General features: G+C 71.0%; 10 protein-coding genes. 2 read left to right on the top strand and 8 right to left on the bottom strand.

Annotation, left to right across the window (positions count from 1 at the left end; genetic code table 11):
* Positions 1-424 precede the first annotated feature (424 nt).
* Entirely contained in the window at positions 425-1360 is a 936-nt protein-coding gene (locus V1633_RS33160; RefSeq protein WP_331218270.1) for an alpha/beta fold hydrolase, read from the top strand.
* 26 nt (positions 1361-1386) lie between these two features.
* Here V1633_RS33160 and fxsT read toward each other — a convergent pair whose 3' ends face one another.
* The 7 genes from fxsT to V1633_RS33195 all read right to left on the bottom strand — a co-directional run bounded on the left by fxsT (position 1387) and on the right by V1633_RS33195 (position 12856).
* Positions 1387-5310 (bottom strand): FxSxx-COOH system tetratricopeptide repeat protein, encoded by a 3924-nt coding sequence (fxsT, locus tag V1633_RS33165; protein ID WP_331218271.1) that lies wholly within the window; start codon positions 5308-5310, stop codon positions 1387-1389.
* Positions 5307-6569, bottom strand: coding sequence for a hypothetical protein (locus V1633_RS33170; protein ID WP_331218272.1), 1263 nt, complete (start codon positions 6567-6569; stop codon positions 5307-5309). The genes fxsT and V1633_RS33170 overlap by 4 nt, the downstream gene beginning before the upstream one ends.
* Positions 6556-7236: a TIR-like protein FxsC gene (locus V1633_RS33175; protein ID WP_331218273.1), complete on the bottom strand. Its 681-nt coding sequence runs from the start codon at positions 7234-7236 to the stop codon at positions 6556-6558. Before V1633_RS33175 ends, V1633_RS33170 begins: the two co-directional genes overlap by 14 nt.
* A gap of 76 nt (positions 7237-7312) precedes the next feature.
* Complete coding sequence (locus tag V1633_RS33180) at positions 7313-8140, bottom strand: aminoglycoside N(3)-acetyltransferase (protein WP_407952152.1); 828 nt, start codon at positions 8138-8140, stop codon at positions 7313-7315.
* The gene (locus V1633_RS33185; protein WP_331218274.1) at positions 8137-10497 is read right to left on the bottom strand and encodes an FxsB family cyclophane-forming radical SAM/SPASM peptide maturase; all 2361 of its coding nucleotides are present in this window, start codon (positions 10495-10497) and stop codon (positions 8137-8139) included. The genes V1633_RS33180 and V1633_RS33185 overlap by 4 nt, the downstream gene beginning before the upstream one ends.
* A 237-nt stretch (positions 10498-10734) precedes the next feature.
* Positions 10735-11634 (bottom strand): DUF4231 domain-containing protein, encoded by a 900-nt coding sequence (locus V1633_RS33190; protein ID WP_331218275.1) that lies wholly within the window; start codon positions 11632-11634, stop codon positions 10735-10737.
* 316 nt (positions 11635-11950) lie between these two features.
* Positions 11951-12856, bottom strand: a complete 906-nt coding sequence (locus V1633_RS33195) for a helix-turn-helix domain-containing protein (RefSeq protein ID WP_331218276.1) — start codon at positions 12854-12856, stop codon at positions 11951-11953.
* Positions 12857-13264: 408 nt separating this feature from the next.
* On the opposite strand from V1633_RS33195, the gene mfd reads away from it, so the two are divergent.
* Entirely contained in the window at positions 13265-16903 is a 3639-nt protein-coding gene (gene mfd, locus V1633_RS33200; protein ID WP_331218302.1) for a transcription-repair coupling factor, read from the top strand.
* A 51-nt stretch (positions 16904-16954) separates the two neighbouring features.
* On the opposite strand, the gene V1633_RS33205 is transcribed toward mfd, so the two are convergent.
* The gene (locus tag V1633_RS33205; RefSeq protein ID WP_331218277.1) at positions 16955-17365 is read right to left on the bottom strand and encodes a YbjN domain-containing protein; all 411 of its coding nucleotides are present in this window, start codon (positions 17363-17365) and stop codon (positions 16955-16957) included.
* Positions 17366-17485: the final 120 nt, after the last annotated feature.

Genomic DNA, 17485 nt, shown 5'->3' on the forward strand with positions numbered 1-17485 from the left:
CCGTAGAGCCTATCCGCCCTGGTGGGGGCGGCTTGTCGAATGTCGGGCCCGGCCTCGGAAGCGATCTCGATCACCATCGTGCGTGACCGGCCACCGGTCGTCGGCCGCACCGGTGGTCCGACGGAGTCCCGACGGACGGACCGTTCGGTGTCTTTTCCGACAGATCCGGCGTCTTGTCGCAGTCGCCGTAGCGGTGTGACCGAGGCGACAGTTAGGCTCGAAGGCTGAGTGGAGTGGGCAGGTCGGTGACGGACCAACGCTCGGCGGCAGGCGGTCGATGCGCGGCAGGGCGGTCGAAACTCCGCGACGAGGTGATCGGCGACGAGCCGCTCGGCAAGGGCGATCAGGGCCCCTGTGGCAAGGCGTCGGGCGTGGGCCGACGGCAGCGACGGACATGACGGGTGGCACCGGAAGGCGGGGTAACGTGGCCCGAGAAGGCGAGCCGGCGGAGGCCCAGTTCGCCTACCGCGCTGACAACCGGCGGGTGGCGTTCGAGGTCTCGGGCGACCCTGACGGCTTCCCCATCTTCCTGATGCATGGTACCCCGGGCAGTCGAAGAGGCCCGAAACCTCGCGGCATCGTGTTGCACCGTCTCGGGATCAAGCTGATCAGTTACGACCGTCCCGGGTACGGCGACTCGGACCGGTTCGAGGGTCGGCACGTCGCCGACGCGGCCCGGGACGTCGAGATGATCGCCGACAAGCTCGGGCTGGAGCGGTTCTCGGTCGCCGGCAGGTCGGGTGGCGGGCCGCACGCCCTCGCCTGTGCGGCCTCCGAGCGGCTGCGACACCGGGTCGCCGGAGTGGCGGTACTGGTCGGACTGGCCCCCTCGGACGCTGGTGAACTGGACTGGTTCGCCGGCATGAACGCGGACAACGTCCGCGGCTTCGGGGGCATCGACCCGGACACCGCGTCGGTGGTGGAGGAGATCCGCCGTCGGGCCGAGCGGACCATCGAGGACCCCAGGTTCCTCCTGGAGGACCTCATGCTCCAGATGACCGCGGCGGATCGGCGGGTCGTCAACACCCCGGCGTTACGTCAGCTCATCACGGACAACTACGAGAGCGCCCTGAAGGCCGGGCCCTACGGGTGGATCGACGACGTACTGGCGTTGCGTCGAAGCTGGAAGCTGGATCTGCGGATGATCGACACCACGGTGACGAAGATCCGTCTGTGGCACGGTGCGGACGACACCTTCGCGCCGGCCAGCCACACCCGGTGGCTCGCCGCCCAGATTCCCGGCGCCGAGATCCAGGTACGGCCGGGCGCGGCGCATTTCGACGCCATGGAGGAGCTGCCCCGCATCCTGCACTGGCTGGCCAGCGACGCGTACGCGCCGCCGGTGCGGGCGCTCATCTGACGGGTGCCCGGACCTCCCGGCGCCGATCAGTAGGGGTGTGGGTCGAGGAGCCGGCGTAGATAGCGACCCGCCCGCAAGCCCGTCACGCTCGGGTGGTGTTGACCGATCCGGTTCGCGAGCCGGTCGGCGATCCGGATGCGTTCGATGTTCGAGGTTTCCGGTGATTCCTCCTGGGTCGCGATGGCGAGGTTGCCCCGGCTGCGGAGTGTGTCCGGGTGCTCGTCGCCGAACACCTCACGGAGGCGTTCGACCGTGGACGCGAGCTGGGCACGCCCCCGCGCGAAATCTCCGGTGAGGATGGTGAATACCGCGACGTTGTTCGCCGCCGCCATGGTGAACGGGTGGATGTCCCCGAGGGCGTCCGCGAGCGCGTCGGCGGTGGCGACGGTCAGCGTACGGGCGGTGGCCAGGTCGCCGAGGTCCGCGAACGCCACGGCGAGGTTCTCACGGCAGGCCAGCACGTACGGGTGCTCCGCGCCGAACACCTGGACGAACAGTTCCTCGGTCGCGACCAGCTCTGCCCTGGAGCGCTCCGCCTCGCCGGTCATCTGCAGGTTCGCCGCGCGGCTGAGCCGGGCGAACATGGTGTCCGGACTGGCCGGCCCGAGGTTGATCCGCAGTCGCTCGTAGACCTCGTCGAGCAGCTCCGCCGCCTTGTTGATTTCTCCGGTGCTGCGCAGCGAGGCGCCCAGGTTCGTCCTCGCGTTGAGCGTGTCCCGGGACTGCTCGCCGAGCAGGTTCCGGTAGCCCTCCACCACCCCGTGCAGCAGGTTCACCGATGCCTCGTACTCCCCGGCCTCCCGGAGGTCCCGGGCCAGGTTGTTGGCCGACAGCAGGGTCTGGGGGTCTTCGGGACCGAGCACGACCCGCAGCCGGCGGTAGGTGCGCTCGTCGGTTTCGAGTGCCCGACGGAAGTCGCCGATGAGCCGGTAGGAGGCGCTGAGGTTGTTGGAGGCACGCAGGGTACGAGGATGGTCCTCACCGAACGTGTCGACCGAACCCGCGTACGTCCGCAGGTCGCGCTCGAGCGCCTCGCGGTACCGGCCGAGGGCGCGCAGGTCGCCACCGTAACCGCCGGCCGTCATCACGGCGTGCGGGTGGGTCTCGCCGATCAGGGCCTCCTGCGCGCTCAGGGTCTCCCGGTCGAGCTGGTAGGCGTCGGTGAACCGGCCGAGGCCCCGGAGCAGGTTCGCCCGGTTGAACCGCAGGTGCAGCAACTGGACCCGCAGCTTGCGGTGCCGCTCGCTCTCCGGATCGAGGTCGGCGAGCCGGCGCGACCAGGCCGTGTCCGCCTGCTCCGCGTAGCGTGCGCCCTGCTCGAAGCCGCCGAGCAGGTAGATGTAGCGGACCCGGTCGATGACCAGCTGACGGACGTCCTCGTCCGGGCAGGTGACCGCCTCGGAGCCGTCGAGGTGCGGCCAGAGGATCCGGAGGCGTGGGTGCAGCGCGGGGTCGTCGACCTCGCCCGACGGGCGGGAGCCGGCGAGCACCAGGTGCACGTCGTGTTTCACCGCCGCCAGTTCGTCCTCGGACATCCGGTCCCGGAGCGCGGCCTGCAGCAGCCGGTGGACCTGGACCTGTTGGGCGTGCAGGTCCACCTTGACCAGCGCCAGCCGGTTGATCCGCTGCACGAGCGCCGCCGCGATGTCCCGCTTCGAGACCCGGTCGGCGACCTGGATGGCGACCGCCCGGTCGTGCGGCGCGATCACCTTCGCCACCTCGTCGCCGTAGAGGAGGTTGAGCGAGATCTCCGGAGCGAGGACCGAGGCCAGCTGGAGGAGCCGGTACGCGCCCGGGGAACTCTCCCGGAGCCGCTGCAGGGGCTGGTCCCACAGGTCCCGGCCCGGCCCGGTCTGTTCGATGCCGGCCAGGTAGTCGTCAACCGGCGTCCCGGTGTCCGCCAGCCAGGCACCCGCGGTGGCGACGAAGATCGGGATGTTCTCCACAGCGTCGGCGACCCGCTCGGCCTCGGCGACCGTGATCGAGCCCTCGCCGATCCGGGCCCGCAGATGGGCCACGCTCTCCGCCCGCTCGAACGCCTCCACGTCGACGGACCGGGCCAGATCCCCCCAGTCCGGGTTCCGCGTCGTGACGAGAACGTGCCCCCGGCCCTGCGGCAGGAAGGCCCGGACGTGTTCGTACTGGTCGACGTTGTCGAAGACGAGCAGCCACTGCAGCGGCTGTCCGCCGTCGGTCCGGCTCAGCTGCTGCCGTACGGCCCGGGTCATCTCCGGGATGGTCGGCTGTGCGGGCAGGCCGAGTTCCGCGCCGAGGTCGGAGATCGCGACGTCGACGAACTGGGGCGGGTCCGCGTGGATCCACCAGATGACGTCGTAGGCGCCGCGGAACCGGTGCGCGTACTCGATCGCCAGTTGCGTCTTGCCGATGCCCGGGCCGCCGCGCAGCGCCACCGGGATGCCGTCGTTGCCGCCGGCCCGCAGTTCGTCGCGCAGCCGCACCAGGAGCTGCTCACGACCGGTGAACCGGGCGTTGCGGCCGGGTGGATTGAAGACCGGCGCCCGGACCCCGGGATAGCGGGCGCCGCGCGGCACCGCTGTGCTCTGGCCGGTCTGCGGCAGGCCGACGAAGTCCAGCAACTTCCGGGTTGCCTCCCCGGCGGCGAGTTCGTGCAGCGAGATCCAGCTGCCGGCGGCGGCGTCGGCGGGGGGTGGCGAGTCGTCGACGTGGACCGCGAGAGTGGCCGCGGCCGCCGGGGAGTACGTCGACGGGCCTGCGCTGTCGGCCAGTGCCGCGAGGCTGTTCCGGGAGCGGAGCACAAGATCGCGGAATCCGGGCGCGGAGGTCACCGGTGCCGGCTCGCCCACCGGCACCGTCAGCACACGCAGACCTGCCCCGCTGAGCACACTCTGCACCCACTCCGCCCAGGCCTGGTCGGCGGGTACGTACCGGACGGCGATGGGTTCGTCGACGATCGCCGGTTTGCGCTCGAAACGGTGCACCGTCCGCCGGCGCAGTGCCTCGTCGATCGGTGGCAGGGCGGAGATTCGCCCGCCGGTGACGTGCGCGGTCAGCCGCTCGTACGCGGAGAGCAGGGTGGTCTGACTGCCCGGTACGTCGCCGAAGGTGGCAAGCGTCTCCTCGTAGGCGTAGTACGCCCGGTACGGCACCGCGACGCTGAGCCAGTAGTCCCTCCGCTCGCTCTCCGTCATCCCCGCCGGCAGACCGGCGAAGCGCCGCATGGCGACCGCCCGGCCGGCGTCGGCCTTCTCCTTCTCGCCCTCGTCCACCCGCATGGGCACGGGCAGGACCCGGCGTACCCGCTTGCCCTCGTGGTCGCGGACCCGGGCGGCGACATCCGCGGCACCGTCGATCCCCTGGTCGCTTAGGGTGAAGCAGTCCACGAGCACGTCGGGCAGGTGGATGGTGCAGATCTCCGCGACGTCGCTGATACCGGTACGGCTGTCGACCAACGTGTAGTCGTAGCGACGTTTCATGTCATCGCGCAACGCGTCGAAGAACAGCGCTCCGCCGAGCCGGTTGTAGAAGTTGTCCCAGTTCAGCCCGGTGACGCTGGTGGCGTAGTCGGGGTTGTGCCGACCGGCCAGCAGCAGGTCGAGACTGCCGCCGCCGGGGAAGTCCCAGGAGATCGAGAAGGCGTACTTCTCCACCCGGGCAAGCTGCCGGTGCCAGTCCGGCGGGGTGTCGGCGGGCCCGCCGTCCGTCCCGGCCGACCTGGGCCGGCGGGTGTTCTCCCACTCGTAGTCGAGGATCAGGTCCATCACGCCACCGGTGGTGGCCACCTGCTCCGGGTCCAGGAACGGCGCGAAGAAGCGGTGCAGACCGGGCGACTCCAGGTCCCAGTCGGCGACGAGCACGCGTTGCCCGTTCGCGGCGAGGATCCACGCGGTGTTGGCCAGTGCCATCGTGCGGCCGGTGCCGCCCTTGTAGGAATAGAAGGTGATGACCTGGCCGTCACGCCCCTGGGTCATAGGTCCTCCTCCTGCACTCGCCGTACCGACGACGTGTCGCCCGGCCGCAGGCTCGGGCGTGGGGTGGATGGCCCGGCCGGCGGATTGACCGGCCCGTGCCTGAGGAACTGCTTGCGTGCCTCGATCACCAGCAGTGGCGCCTTCCGCTCGAACTCGTCCACCTTGTGCAGTGGCCTCACCTGAGGCAGTCCGGCGTCCTGCAAGCTACCGGCGATCCGCTCGGCGGCGGCCGTGCCACGCGCACCGTCCGTCCCGATGACCATCGGAACCACCCAGCGGGGGAGTCCCGACACCGCGACCCTGATCTCCGGCTCACCCAGCTCGCCGTCGATCAACACGATGGCCGGGCACTCCATGGCCTGGTCACGCGCGTCCGTGAAGTCGACGATCCGGGTCGGCAGACCGAGCCGCTCGGCGGTCGCGGCGACGTACTCGGCGACGGGTAGTTCGTGCTGGCCCGCATACGGCCGCCACCGTACCGTCCCCGCCCTGGCGAGCACGGTCACCACGAGCGGAGTGCCGTCCTCCTCGGTCGGTGGCCTGCTGGTCAGCACGGTGGCCGGCGAACGGGGCAGCGGCTCGTTCTCGGCCACCGTCACGATCCGCGCGGCCAGGGTCTCCAGGATGCTGTCGTACTGGGTGCGGTAGGCGCGCAGCCTGCTGAGGACACGCAGGCCGTTCTCCGCGTACTCGGGATCGGTGACCAGGTCCAGCGCCTCGGTGAGTTCCGGCCGGTCGTGCCCGGGTGGGAAGGGACTCCACAGCACCGGCAGGACGTGCCGCCGTGCGTCGGCGGGACGCAGTCGGGCGAGCCGGGCCAGGAAGGACTCCCGCTCGCCGAGCGCCCATCCGTTGCTGAAGTAGTTCGGCGAGTAGAGGGGTACGAAGACGTGCGCGACACTGAGCGCCTCGGCGAGAACCCGTCTGCCGTCCGCACCGGGGGAGACCCGGCCGTCGAAGAAGCCGAGGCTGGCGGGCGTCGGATCGGCCGACACCCTGTGCTTGCTGATCTTCGTGGCCCGCCGGGTCACCTCCTGCTCCAGCCGCCCGAAGAACCGACTGACCCAGTGGTCCGTGTCCGGTCGGGGAGGCGGTTGGTGAGGTGCCGGGTCGTTCGCCGGCTGATGGGCCGCCTGGTCGTCCGCGGAGGAGTACGGGACGGAGTGTGCATAACTCAGGAAGAAGTAGGTGTCAGGGTCCTGGTCCCGGCGGCGCTGTTCCGCCGAGTGGGTCGAGATGGCGGGATCAGTCCAGCTCATGCTCGTCCTCCTCGAACGTGTCGGGAAGCTCCCGCATGTTCTCCGGGACCTGTGGCTCGACCCAGTGGGTGTGGAACGCCCTGGCGATGCGTTGGGCCAGCCGCCAGACGACAGCGTCGTAGGTGTCGCGGCCGTTGGCGCCGAGACTCAGCAGACCGTAGATGCCCTCGTGGTGGTACTCCGGGGCGATGTGCCCCCGAAGGCGGGTCGGAGTGAAGATCTGCTTCCGTACGATCGCCTGGGGCATCTGCCGCTTCTCCACCACCGACCAGTTGACCGGGATGACCGGAGTCTCCCCCGGGAAGGCCTGCGCTCCGGGCCGGAGTCGATACCGTCGCCGGGTGAAGGCGTTCCACTCCCGGGCGCACCAGGGGCTCTTCACGTAGTGGGGCGAGATCAGCGCGAGGAACACCTGACAGTGGCCGGCGGCGAAGGCCAGGTCGTCGCTCCAGCGCTGTCCGCCGTCGAGCGCGCGGTCCATGAAGCCGGCCGTACTGCCGGCGGAGAGGCCGAGCAACTCGACCACGTGGTTGGAAAGGTCGACGAAGAGATCGAGAACCCTCTTGTTGGCGTCCTGCGGTGGTGCCGGTGTGCTGTGCTTGGCGTGGGCATAGCTGAGGAAGAAGACGGGGGCACCTGGGGCCACCCCGAACTGTTCTTCTGTCACCTACCGCTCCCGCCCGGCGGAGACGCTCCTCGATTGTCAACAGTATCGACATCCGCAACCCTTCGGGACATCCCAGCTACGGCCCGCGATGCTCGTCCATCCAGTCGCCCGCGAGGTCGACGGCCGGTCGCATCCGGATGAGCCGACAGACACCGTTGCCCACCCGGCCCATCCGAACGAACGGCGTGTCGTCGAGCACCCGACCGATCAGTGGAAAGTCCTGGTCGTCCAGGTCGAGTGCCTGGAAGTCGCGGCAGACCCGTCGACCCTCGTCCAGCACGTAGGCGCGGTAGCTCCGGTTGCCGGCCGGCCGCCGCCGTCGGTACTCGGCCAGGTGCAGCGCCGTACAGGCGGAGTAATCCACACCGAGCAGCAGGACGACGGCGTCGGCCGCGTACAGCACGCCGAGTGGCGAGCGTTCGCCCAGATGACACTCCAGGTCGTGGACGGCGGTCAACGCCGTGGCCCCGGCGCCGATCGCGGCGAACGACGTCTCCGGATGCCGGCTGCGTACCGCGTCGCGCTGTTGCCGGACGTGCTCGGCGAGGACACCCATGCCCTCTGCTGGGCTGTGGTCCGGGTCGAACGGTGGGATGTCGGCCTCCGCCTCGGCGATCTGCGCGGCGGTCATGCCGGCCGTGGCGTCACGGAAGGCGCGGGACGTGACGGAGTTGCCCGCCGTCTGCGTCGGAACCACCAGGGTTCCGGCGGAACCCAGTACGTCGAGGAGGGCGGCCAGCAGCGTGGCCGGCCCACCGACGACCGGTCCGATCCGGGACAGGGCGCAGTGCACCAGCACGGTCGCGCCGGCCGTCAGACCCAGGGCCCGCAGGTCGACGGTCAGACGGTCCCGCCCGACGATGCCGACTTCCGGGCCGGTCGACGGGTGGGTCCCGCCGATCACGACCAGCTGTCCAATGTCTCGCGCATCCGTGCGGCGAACCGCTCGCCGGCCGGGGTCAACACGCCGAGCTTCGTGAGGTTGTCGAGGGCGTCCCCGGTCCACTCCCGGTACTGCCGGAAGTGTCCGTGGGCGACCGGACCGGACCAGCCGCGCCAGACGTCCGCGACCGCCAGGTGGGCGTAGATCCCGTGCAACACGCCGCCGACCGGACGGGGTTCCTCGCGCCAACCTACCGAGACCCGCCTCGTTTCCGCCGGGTCGTAGAGGTCACAGACGTCGAGCATCGCGTTCAACTTCAGGTGTTGCACCTCGTGCACCAGGAGGACCGCCCGGGCTTTGTCGTCCGGAACCGGCGTGATGGCGACGGCACCGGGGGCCACGGCGGCGGAGGCGCTGTGGTGTCCACCGCCGGGGGCCGGCCGCAGCGGCACCACGGCGTGCAACAGGGCGCGAACCCCCGGGGCGTATCCCGGGGCCTCCTCGTCGATCAGGCGGATCGCCCGGTCCAGTTCGTCGGCCCACCGCAGGGTGGCGGCGGGGGAGAGATGCTCGGCCACCGTCAGCGTGCCGTAGCAGTCCCGGTACGGGTCGGTGTCCTCCACCAGCAGTGACCTGTTCCCGACCGGTACCCGGAACGGCGGCCGCCAGGCCGGACCGTTGCCGTCCCGCCCCGGACGGATGGTGACGCTGTGGTCGTCGGCGCGTACCCGGACGTGTTCCTTGCCGACCGAGAGCAGGGCCGTTCCGACGTCCGGGCCGAGCGTCAACGCGCCGACCGTCGGCAGGTTCAGCACCCCGTCCCGGACCGGTACCTCGACGTCGGTCTCGTACCCGGCGTGGATCGCGGCGGCCGCCGCGAGGCAGCCGAGGTAACGGAGGTCGCTGGCGGTCGGTCGAGGGGAGCCGCCCCCGCGGCTGGCCGCCCAGCTCCGTACGAACGGGTGGTCCAGGACGACCCGCACCGCGTCCGGGGCCGACTCGTCGAGGTGGGCCAGCAACTCCCAGCCACGCTCGGCGAGCGGCGTCCCGACCGCCGACTCGGCGAGGTCGCGCAGCATGCCACGGATCATCGACAGTTGGATTTCCGGGAGCTGGAGTACCGATTCCTCGGTCCCGCGACCGGAGCCGAGATCGTCGAGCACTCGTTCGCTCAACGAGTCCGCGGCGGTCAACCGGTCGGGAACCGTTGTGGACGCGGGCGACCCGACAGGCATCGACGTGATCAGCTCCTTCAGATCGGCGCAGTACACCGACGGATTCTCGAAGCCGGTCGCCGACCGGTAGCGGTGCGGGAAGAGCCCTCCCCCGCACTGCCGTACCACCGCGCACTCCCGACAGGTCGCGGACAGACCGGACAGGCCGAGCTGCCGAACCGCGATCATCGGATGGGCCGCCACGTCGTCCACCGGATGCCGGAAGACGTCCAGTCCGGTGCCGGCCGCGCCGTCGAAGGCGGACTTCAGGGAGTCGACCTGTTCGTACGTGCCGTCGGTCTCGACCACCGCCAGGTCGGCGGGACCCAGGCCGACCGCCTCGGTACGACTCACGCCCCCGGCGGCGGTCGCCAGCAGCGAATCCAGGAGTCGGATCCGCACCGGCCGCCCGTCCGCCGACCACCGGCGGTGGATCGCGAGCAGCCATCGCGCGTACGGGGTCGGCTCGCCCGCCGGGCGGACCGGCGGTCGGTCCCAGTTGTGGTGTGGCAGCAGGAAGTCGATCTGCGGCGGATCCTCGGCCAGCAGGGCCTCGTACACCCCGATCGGGTCGTTGGCGAGGTCGACGGTGCAGAGCAGCCCCGCGTACGCCTCGCGGTACTCCGGACGGCGCAGCAGCTCGAGGGCCTGCCGCACCTGGGCGTGGCTGCTCGCACCGTTGGCGTGCCGCCGGTGCCGGTCGTTGGCGGCGGCGTCTCCGTCCAGCGAGATCCCGATCTTGATCTCGTGCCTGACGAGGATGTCGCAGATCTCCGGGCTCAGGAGCAGTCCGTTGGACTGCATGCGCAGGTCGAGACCGGTCACCGGTTCGATCCACCGCCGCAGTTCGTCGGCGGTGCTCCGCAGGACCGCGGGGCCGGCGAGCAACGGCTCCCCACCGTGCAGCACCACCCGGACGGACTCGAGCCGGTGTGTGGCGGCGTGTTCCGCGACCCGTTTCGCGGCCATCGTCACCGTGGCCGGTGCCATGATTCGCGGTTGCCGCCGCCAGCTCTGGTCCGGGTGCTGGTAGACGTAGCAGTGGTCGCAGGCGAGATCGCAGCGACTTGCCAGCTTCAGGACATACTGGCTCAGCGGCGCGGCGCGGCCGGTCCGTACGCCGGATCCGTCGGTCTCAGATCGAAGAGGAGAAGGCTGCGACATCTACGGCCGCCTGGCCGCCACCGGCGCGATTGGCCGAGCGGGTCACGGCGTGGGCCCGGGCGATCGGAATCCTGCCCAGCGGCGTACGCCGGAGGTCATCCAGTGGCGGGATCGGAGGCGGGGTCGACGGGCCTGAGGTGCGCTCCACGGTGGTCCCCTTTGGACTCGAAGGGTCGACGGGTCACCTTGCGGTCGGACGGCGATTGTGAGTGAGCATATATAACACGGCCTGTTAAGTCACGATTGCTCTACGCTGACTTCTTCGATCAACTTTGCTCGCCACGCCTCATTCGACACTGAGACGATCCGCTCCGCCTCCGCCACGAAGGAATCGTCGTCGGTGTATGCCCGACCCGTGTCCCGGGCGTGCTGCAGACGCTCCAGCCGGTCGGCCGTTCGCGCGTACTCCATCTGAAGGTGCTCGTACTGCTGCGCTGCCCCGTACCCGACGAGGGCGGAGGTGGCGGTGGCGAGGACACCGACCCAGGCGGCGAGCGTGGCGTTGCCGAAGACCCCGACGACACCGGACAGCACCGCGCTGGCCAGGGTCAGTCCGACGGTCACCCGGCGGATCGCTGTCGCCGACCGTTCCATCCGTCGCGCCGCGGGCCGGTAGTAGTGCTCGCACTGCCGTTGGACCCGGTGCCTGCGGTAGGAGGGGAGGTCGGTCACCTCGGGCAGCGGTCCGGCGTCCGACCTGAGACCCACGGTGTGTCCGAGCAGGTCGGCCGCGTCGTCGGTCAGCGCGTCGAAGCGCTCCAGGAGAACAGCCGCCCGGTCGGGGCCGGAGAAGGGGTGGACCCCGGCCAGGTACCGGAACGTCTCCGCCTTCAGCGCCTCGGACATCGACCTCATCCGCGTCCAGGCGTCGATCCTCTCCCGGGCCGTCCCGCGCGCCGCCAGCGGTACCAGCAGCAGCGCCGAGGCCGCGAGGACCGCGAGGATCCGGCTCACGTCCCGGTGGACGTCGCCGAGTTGCGCGGCGGCGACGCCGGCCGTCGCCGCGCCGATGGTGAGCCCCGCGACGGTACGCCGGGCCCGGATGATCCGGCGTCGCGTCGCGTTGGCCGCCCGCGACCAGACACTCTGCTGCTTCCACACCGTGCTGACGGCGGACTGCGGATCGATGTCGGACACGCCCGCATGGTAGTCACGAGTGACCACACCGACCGTAGTTGTCTCGCCACCCTCCCGTTTGTAGGGCGCGGCGGCGCGGGCTCGCCAGGTCGGCGACAGGATTGGGGATGGTGTGGAAGCTGCGGGCCTCCCCGAGCAGGTCCGCGCACTCCCACACCGCTCCCGGTGACGCCGGTGTGGCGTCCGACGAACCGACCTCGGCCGGTGGTCGGGGCGGCAGTACCCCTGCCCTCATGTTCCCGGGCCGCTCGGCCGGGCGCGTTGAACATCCGTGCTCGGTTCGCCAGGACGGGTGTAGCGTGGGGGACAGACCTGCCTAGGGTGCGGTGGCGAGAAGTTCCCGCAGCTGAGCCGGTGAGTGACCGAGCTGGCGACGAAGCGTACGGGTCAGGTGCGGCTGGTCGGCGAAGCCGTGGTCGGCGGCGAGCGCGCGCAACGTGTCGAGGTCGTCGCCGGCCAGTGCGGTCAGCACCGCCCGGGTTCGGATCTGGGTGCGGTACGTGGTGAGGCTCTGCCCGGTGACCCGGTGGAAGACCCGGCTCAGGTGGTGTGGTGAGCAGTTGACCTGCCGCGCCAACTCGGTGAGGCCGAGGGCGTAACCACCGCCGGTGATCACCTCGCGGGTCCGGTTCACCAGCCGCTGGTGCGCGGCGAGCGTCGCGGGTCTGCGGCCGACCGCCCGGGACAGTTCGTCGTCGGGTCGGTCCGTCGCGCCACCGGAGGCGCCGGTGGCCAGCAGCCCGTCGAGCAGCTGGTGCAGCCGTTCGGTGAGCGCGAAGCTGTCGATGCCGCGGAGGCACTCCGTGATCAGGGCCCGGTGTGCGAGGTCGAGCCGGTCGGAGACCCGGCCGTCCCAGCCGGCCCCGGTCAGCCACCGCTCGCCGTCCGACCGTTCGGCCAGCACCGCGTCGTCGATCTCGATCGCGGTGTAGATGTCGCCGCAGGTCAGGGGATGGGAGACGACGAGGTCTTCGGCCGGGCCGGTGAGCAGCGCCGAGGTCGGGTCGGCGAACCGCTCGCGTCCGTTCAGCCGGCGCAGGTAGCCGCCGGACCGGGCCAGACAGACGGTGAAGATCCCGGTCGACCGGGCAGCCCGCCAGCGGCTCTCGACGTTGGCGCAGCGCACCTCGTAGAACAGCATGCCGTCCGGACGTCCGAGTCGACGCCACCGGGCCTGGATCCGGTCGTTGTCGGCATCCGGGTAGTCGTACCAGTCGGACATGATCACCTCCCCGGACGGATCTTTCCTGGACGGATCTTTTCCGGAGAACGGCCCACGACAGGTGAACGCGGCGAACGGCTCCCCGGGTTGTCGGCTCCCCCTGACGGTCGGCCGGAAAGTGTTCGACCTTGCCCCGCCGACCCTTTCGTCCGTTTTTCTGGTCGGCGTGGCTGACGTCCGACCGGGGTCCGTGGACCGGCCAGCCCGGATGGTGGGGCGGTGTCGGCTGTGGTCCGGGGTACGTCGGGTTCAGGGGATAGGCTTGGCCCAGGTGTTAGGAGGGGGCCCTTCCTATACAAAATGCGATAACAAGGGGCCCTTCCTTACAGCTCAGACCCCCCGTCCGGATTGGGCGCGGGGCTCGTTCCGCGTGCCCAGGTGTTGTGGCAAGAGGGTGTGATCATGGCCGTGCTTACCGGGTTGTTGGCTGCCGCGCTGCGGGACCGCGCGTTGGCGAGGGCCCGTGACCTGGCCCGGGGCGGCGGGTCGGACGCGGACGGGGTGGATCTGACGGCGCCGGCGGCGTTGCGGCCGTTTGTCGTCGCCGCCGTCGCCGCGACCGAGGACGTCGGGGGTGCGGGCCGGCCGGTGTTGGCGGTGACGGCGACCAGTCGGGAGGCGGACGATCTTGCCGCCGCGCTGCGTAGCCTGCTGCCACCGGACCAGGTGGTGGTCTTCCCGGCCTGGGAGACGCTGCCGCACGAGCGGCTCTCGCCCCGCTCCGACACCGTCGGGCGGCGGCTCGGGGTGCTGCGCCGGCTGGCGCACCCGGACGCCGACGACGGGCACGAGGAGCCGGTACGGGTGGTGGTGGCGCCGGTCCGCTCGTTGCTGCAGCCGCAGCTCAAGGGGCTCGGCGACCTGGAACCGGTCCGGCTCGCGGTCGGCGCCGAGGCGGAACTGGAGCAGACCGCCCGCCGGCTGACCGACCTGGCGTACGCCCGGGTCGACCTGGTCACCAAGCGTGGCGAGTACGCCGTCCGGGGCGGCATCCTGGACGTCTTCCCGCCGACCGACGAGCACCCGTCCCGGGTCGAGTTCTGGGGCGACGAGGTGGAGGAGATCCGTACCTTCGCCGTCGCCGACCAGCGGACCATCGAGGCGGTACCGGCGCTCTGGGCACCGCCGTGCCGGGAACTGCTGCTCACCGACGAGGTGCGGCAGCGGGCGTTCGCGCTGTCGGTGGAGCACCCGGAGCTGGCCGAGATCCTGGACAAGCTGGCCGAGGGGATCCCGGTCGAGGGGATGGAGTCGCTGGCACCGGCGCTGGTCGGTGCCGACTCCCTCGAACTGCTGCCGCACTGCATGCCGGCCGGCACCCACGTCCTGCTCTGTGACCCGGAGCGGATCCGGACCCGGGCGCACGACCTGGTCCGTACCTCGGCGGAGTTCCTGGAGGCGAGCTGGGCCGCGGCCGCCGTCGGAGGCCAGGCCCCGGTCGACCTCGGCGCCGCCGCCTTCAAGACCCTGGCCGAGGTACGCGCCACCGTCGCGTCGCTCGACCAGCCCTGGTGGTCGGTGTCACCGTTCGGGCTCACCGAGGCGAGCCCCGGGCCGGCGGCCACCGTCGCGCCGTGGGAGGTGGAGCCGGAGCCCGAGGTGACGGTCACCCCGGACACCGGGGAGGCGTTCGCGCTGGCCGCCCAGCCGACCCCGCTCTACCACGGCGAGACCGCCCGGGTGGTCGAGGACCTGAAGCGCTGGTCCGGCGACGGCTGGGCGGTGGTACTGGTCTTCGAGGGGCACGGGCCGGCGCAGCGGGCGGTCGAGGTGCTCCGGGACGCCGGGCTCGGCGCCGCCACCGCCGAGGAGATCACGACCGAGCCGGCCGACGGCGAGCTGGTCGTCACCTGCGGCTCGCTCAACCACGGTTTCCTCGACCCGGCGGCCCGGTTCGTGGTCCTGACCGGCAACGACATCACCGGCGGGCGGGGCTCGTCGACCCGGGACATGCGCAAGATGCCGAGCCGACGGCGCAACACCATCGACCCGCTGGAGCTGCGGGCCGGCGACTACGTGGTGCACGAGCAGCACGGCATCGGCCGGTACGTCGAGCTGGTGCAGCGCGCGGTGAACGGCGCCGAGCGGGAGTACCTGGTCATCGAGTACGCCGCCAGCAAGCGCGGCCAGCCCGGCGACCGGCTCTTCGTCCCCACCGACCAGCTCGACCAGCTCTCCCGGTACGTCGGTGGCGAGACCCCGACGCTGCACAAGATGGGCGGCTCGGACTGGCAGAAGGCGAAGGCCCGGGCCCGCAAGGCGGTCCGGGAGATCGCCGCCCAGCTGGTCCAGCTCTACGCCGCCCGCCGGGCGTCGAAGGGGCACGCGTTCGCCCCGGACACCCCGTGGCAGCGGGAGCTGGAGGACGCCTTCCCGTACACCGAGACGCCGGACCAGATGGCGGCGATCGAGGAGGTCAAGCGGGACATGGAACAGTCGGTCCCGATGGACCGGCTGATCTGCGGCGACGTCGGCTACGGCAAGACCGAGATCGCGGTCCGGGCCGCGTTCAAGGCGGTGCAGGACGGCAAGCAGGTGGCGGTACTGGTGCCCACCACCCTGCTGGCCCAGCAGCACTACAACACCTTCAGCGAGCGGATGGGGCAGTTCCCGGTGCAGATCCGGCAGCTGTCCCGGTTCCAGACGCCGAAGGAGGCCGAGCTGACCCTGGAGGCGGCCGCCGACGGCAGCGCCGACATCGTCATCGGCACCCACCGGCTGCTCCAGTCGGCGACCCGGTTCAAGCAGCTCGGCATGGTGATCGTCGACGAGGAGCAGCGGTTCGGGGTCGAGCACAAGGAGCACCTGAAGCAGCTGCGGACCGCGGTCGACGTACTGACCATGTCGGCGACGCCGATCCCGCGGACCCTGGAGATGGCGATCACCGGCATCCGGGAGATGTCGACCATCGCCACCCCGCCGGAGGAGCGGCACCCGGTGCTGACCTTCGTCGGGGCGTACGACGACAAGCAGGTCGCCGCGGCGATCCACCGTGAGCTGCTCCGCGACGGCCAGGTCTTCTACCTGCACAACCGGGTCGAGTCGATCGACCGGGCGGCGCGCAGGATCCGGGAGCTGGTGCCGGAGGCCCGGGTCGCGGTCGCGCACGGGCAGATGGGCGAGGACGCCCTGGAGAAGGTCATGGTCGGCTTCTGGGAGAAGGAGTACGACGTCCTGGTCTGCACCACGATCGTGGAGTCCGGGATCGACATCCCGAACGCCAACACCCTGATCGTGGAGCGGGCCGACCTGCTCGGCCTGGCCCAGCTGCACCAGATCCGGGGCCGGGTCGGCCGGGGTCGGGAACGGGCGTACGCGTACTTCCTCTATCCGGCGGAGAAGCCGCTGACCGAGCACGCGCACGAGCGACTGGCCACCATCGCCCAGCACACCGAGCTGGGCGCCGGCATGTACGTGGCGATGAAGGACCTGGAGATCCGGGGTGCCGGCAACCTGCTCGGCGGCGAGCAGTCCGGGCACATCGAGGGGGTCGGCTTCGACCTCTACGTGCGGATGGTCGGCGAGGCGGTGCAGGCGTTCAAGGGCGAGCGGCCCGAGGAGGAGACCGAGGTGAAGGTCGATCTCCCGATCGACGCGCACCTGCCGCACGACTACATCGCGGTGGAGCGGCTGCGGTTGGAGATGTACCGCAAGCTCGCCGAGGCCCGGGACGAGGCACGACTGACCGAGGTGGTCGCCGAGATGACCGACCGGTACGGCGAGCCGCCGGAGCAGGTGGTCAACCTCGTCGCGGTGGCCCGGTTCCGGCTGCTGGTCCGGGCGTACGGGCTGGCCGACGTCTCGATGCAGGGCAGGCACGTACGGTTCTCGCCGCTGCCGCTGCCCGACTCGAAGCAGCTGCGGCTCAAGCGCTACCACCCGGACGCGGTCTACAAGGCGGCGACCGACCAGGTCAGCGTCCCCCGGCCGACGACCCGGCGGATCGGCGGCGAGCCGCTGCGCGACCAGGCCCTGCTGGACTGGTGCGCGCAGCTGCTGCGCGACGTGCTCGGCGAGGTCGGCGCCGCGGCCACGGCGAGCCGGTGACCAGCCCGGCCCCGACGCCGCCGGGCGTCGGGGCCGGACTCCGTCGGAGCGTCAGCCGAGGATGCCCGCCTCGTCGAACTGGAAGGCGGCGCGTACCGCGTGCAGGAAGTCCCGGACGGACATCACCAGGTTGCGGACCGGCAGGCCACCGGCGACGTTGAGGTAGTGGTCGAAGCAGAAGCCGTCCTCGCCGGTGGCGGCCGCCCGGACGACCATCATCTCGTCGTTGATCCGGTTGGCCAGTTGGAGACGGGACTCCATGGTGGCCGCCGGATCGGCCTGGACCAGGGTCATCAGCTGGATCCGGCGGCCGTCGGAACTGCCCCGCACCCAGCAGCTGATGCCGTCGGTAACCTCCAGGTCGCCGTCGTCGTCGATCGACGTCTCCAGGTATGCCTGGTCGAAGATCTTCTGCAGCCGGTCGGTCGACACGTCCTCGGGCGTGAGGATCTCGTCCGTCATCTGTTCTCCCGCTCTGTTGGAGTCGCCGTTCCCCGCCCGGCCCGCGTCGGTTCCGCGTGCCGCCCGGGCACGGGGAAGGCGGGCCACCCACACTGGGTGTCGCACGGTGATCATCGTAGG

It is taken from the genome of Plantactinospora sonchi, assembly GCF_036422035.1.
Classification (GTDB): Bacteria; Actinomycetota; Actinomycetes; order Mycobacteriales; family Micromonosporaceae; genus Plantactinospora; species Plantactinospora sonchi.

Bases quoted from the DNA above. Each gene is read 5' to 3' on its own strand.
- fxsT (WP_331218271.1), bottom strand. From the start codon at position 5,310: ATGACCCAGGGGCGTGACGGCCAGGTCATCACCTTCTATTCCTACAAG.
- V1633_RS33185 (WP_331218274.1), bottom strand. From the start codon at position 10,497: ATGTCGCAGCCTTCTCCTCTTCGATCTGAGACCGACGGATCCGGCGTA.
- V1633_RS33170 (WP_331218272.1), bottom strand. From the start codon at position 6,569: ATGAGCTGGACTGATCCCGCCATCTCGACCCACTCGGCGGAACAGCGC.
- V1633_RS33205 (WP_331218277.1), bottom strand. From the start codon at position 17,365: ATGACGGACGAGATCCTCACGCCCGAGGACGTGTCGACCGACCGGCTG.
- V1633_RS33195 (WP_331218276.1), bottom strand. From the start codon at position 12,856: ATGTCCGACTGGTACGACTACCCGGATGCCGACAACGACCGGATCCAG.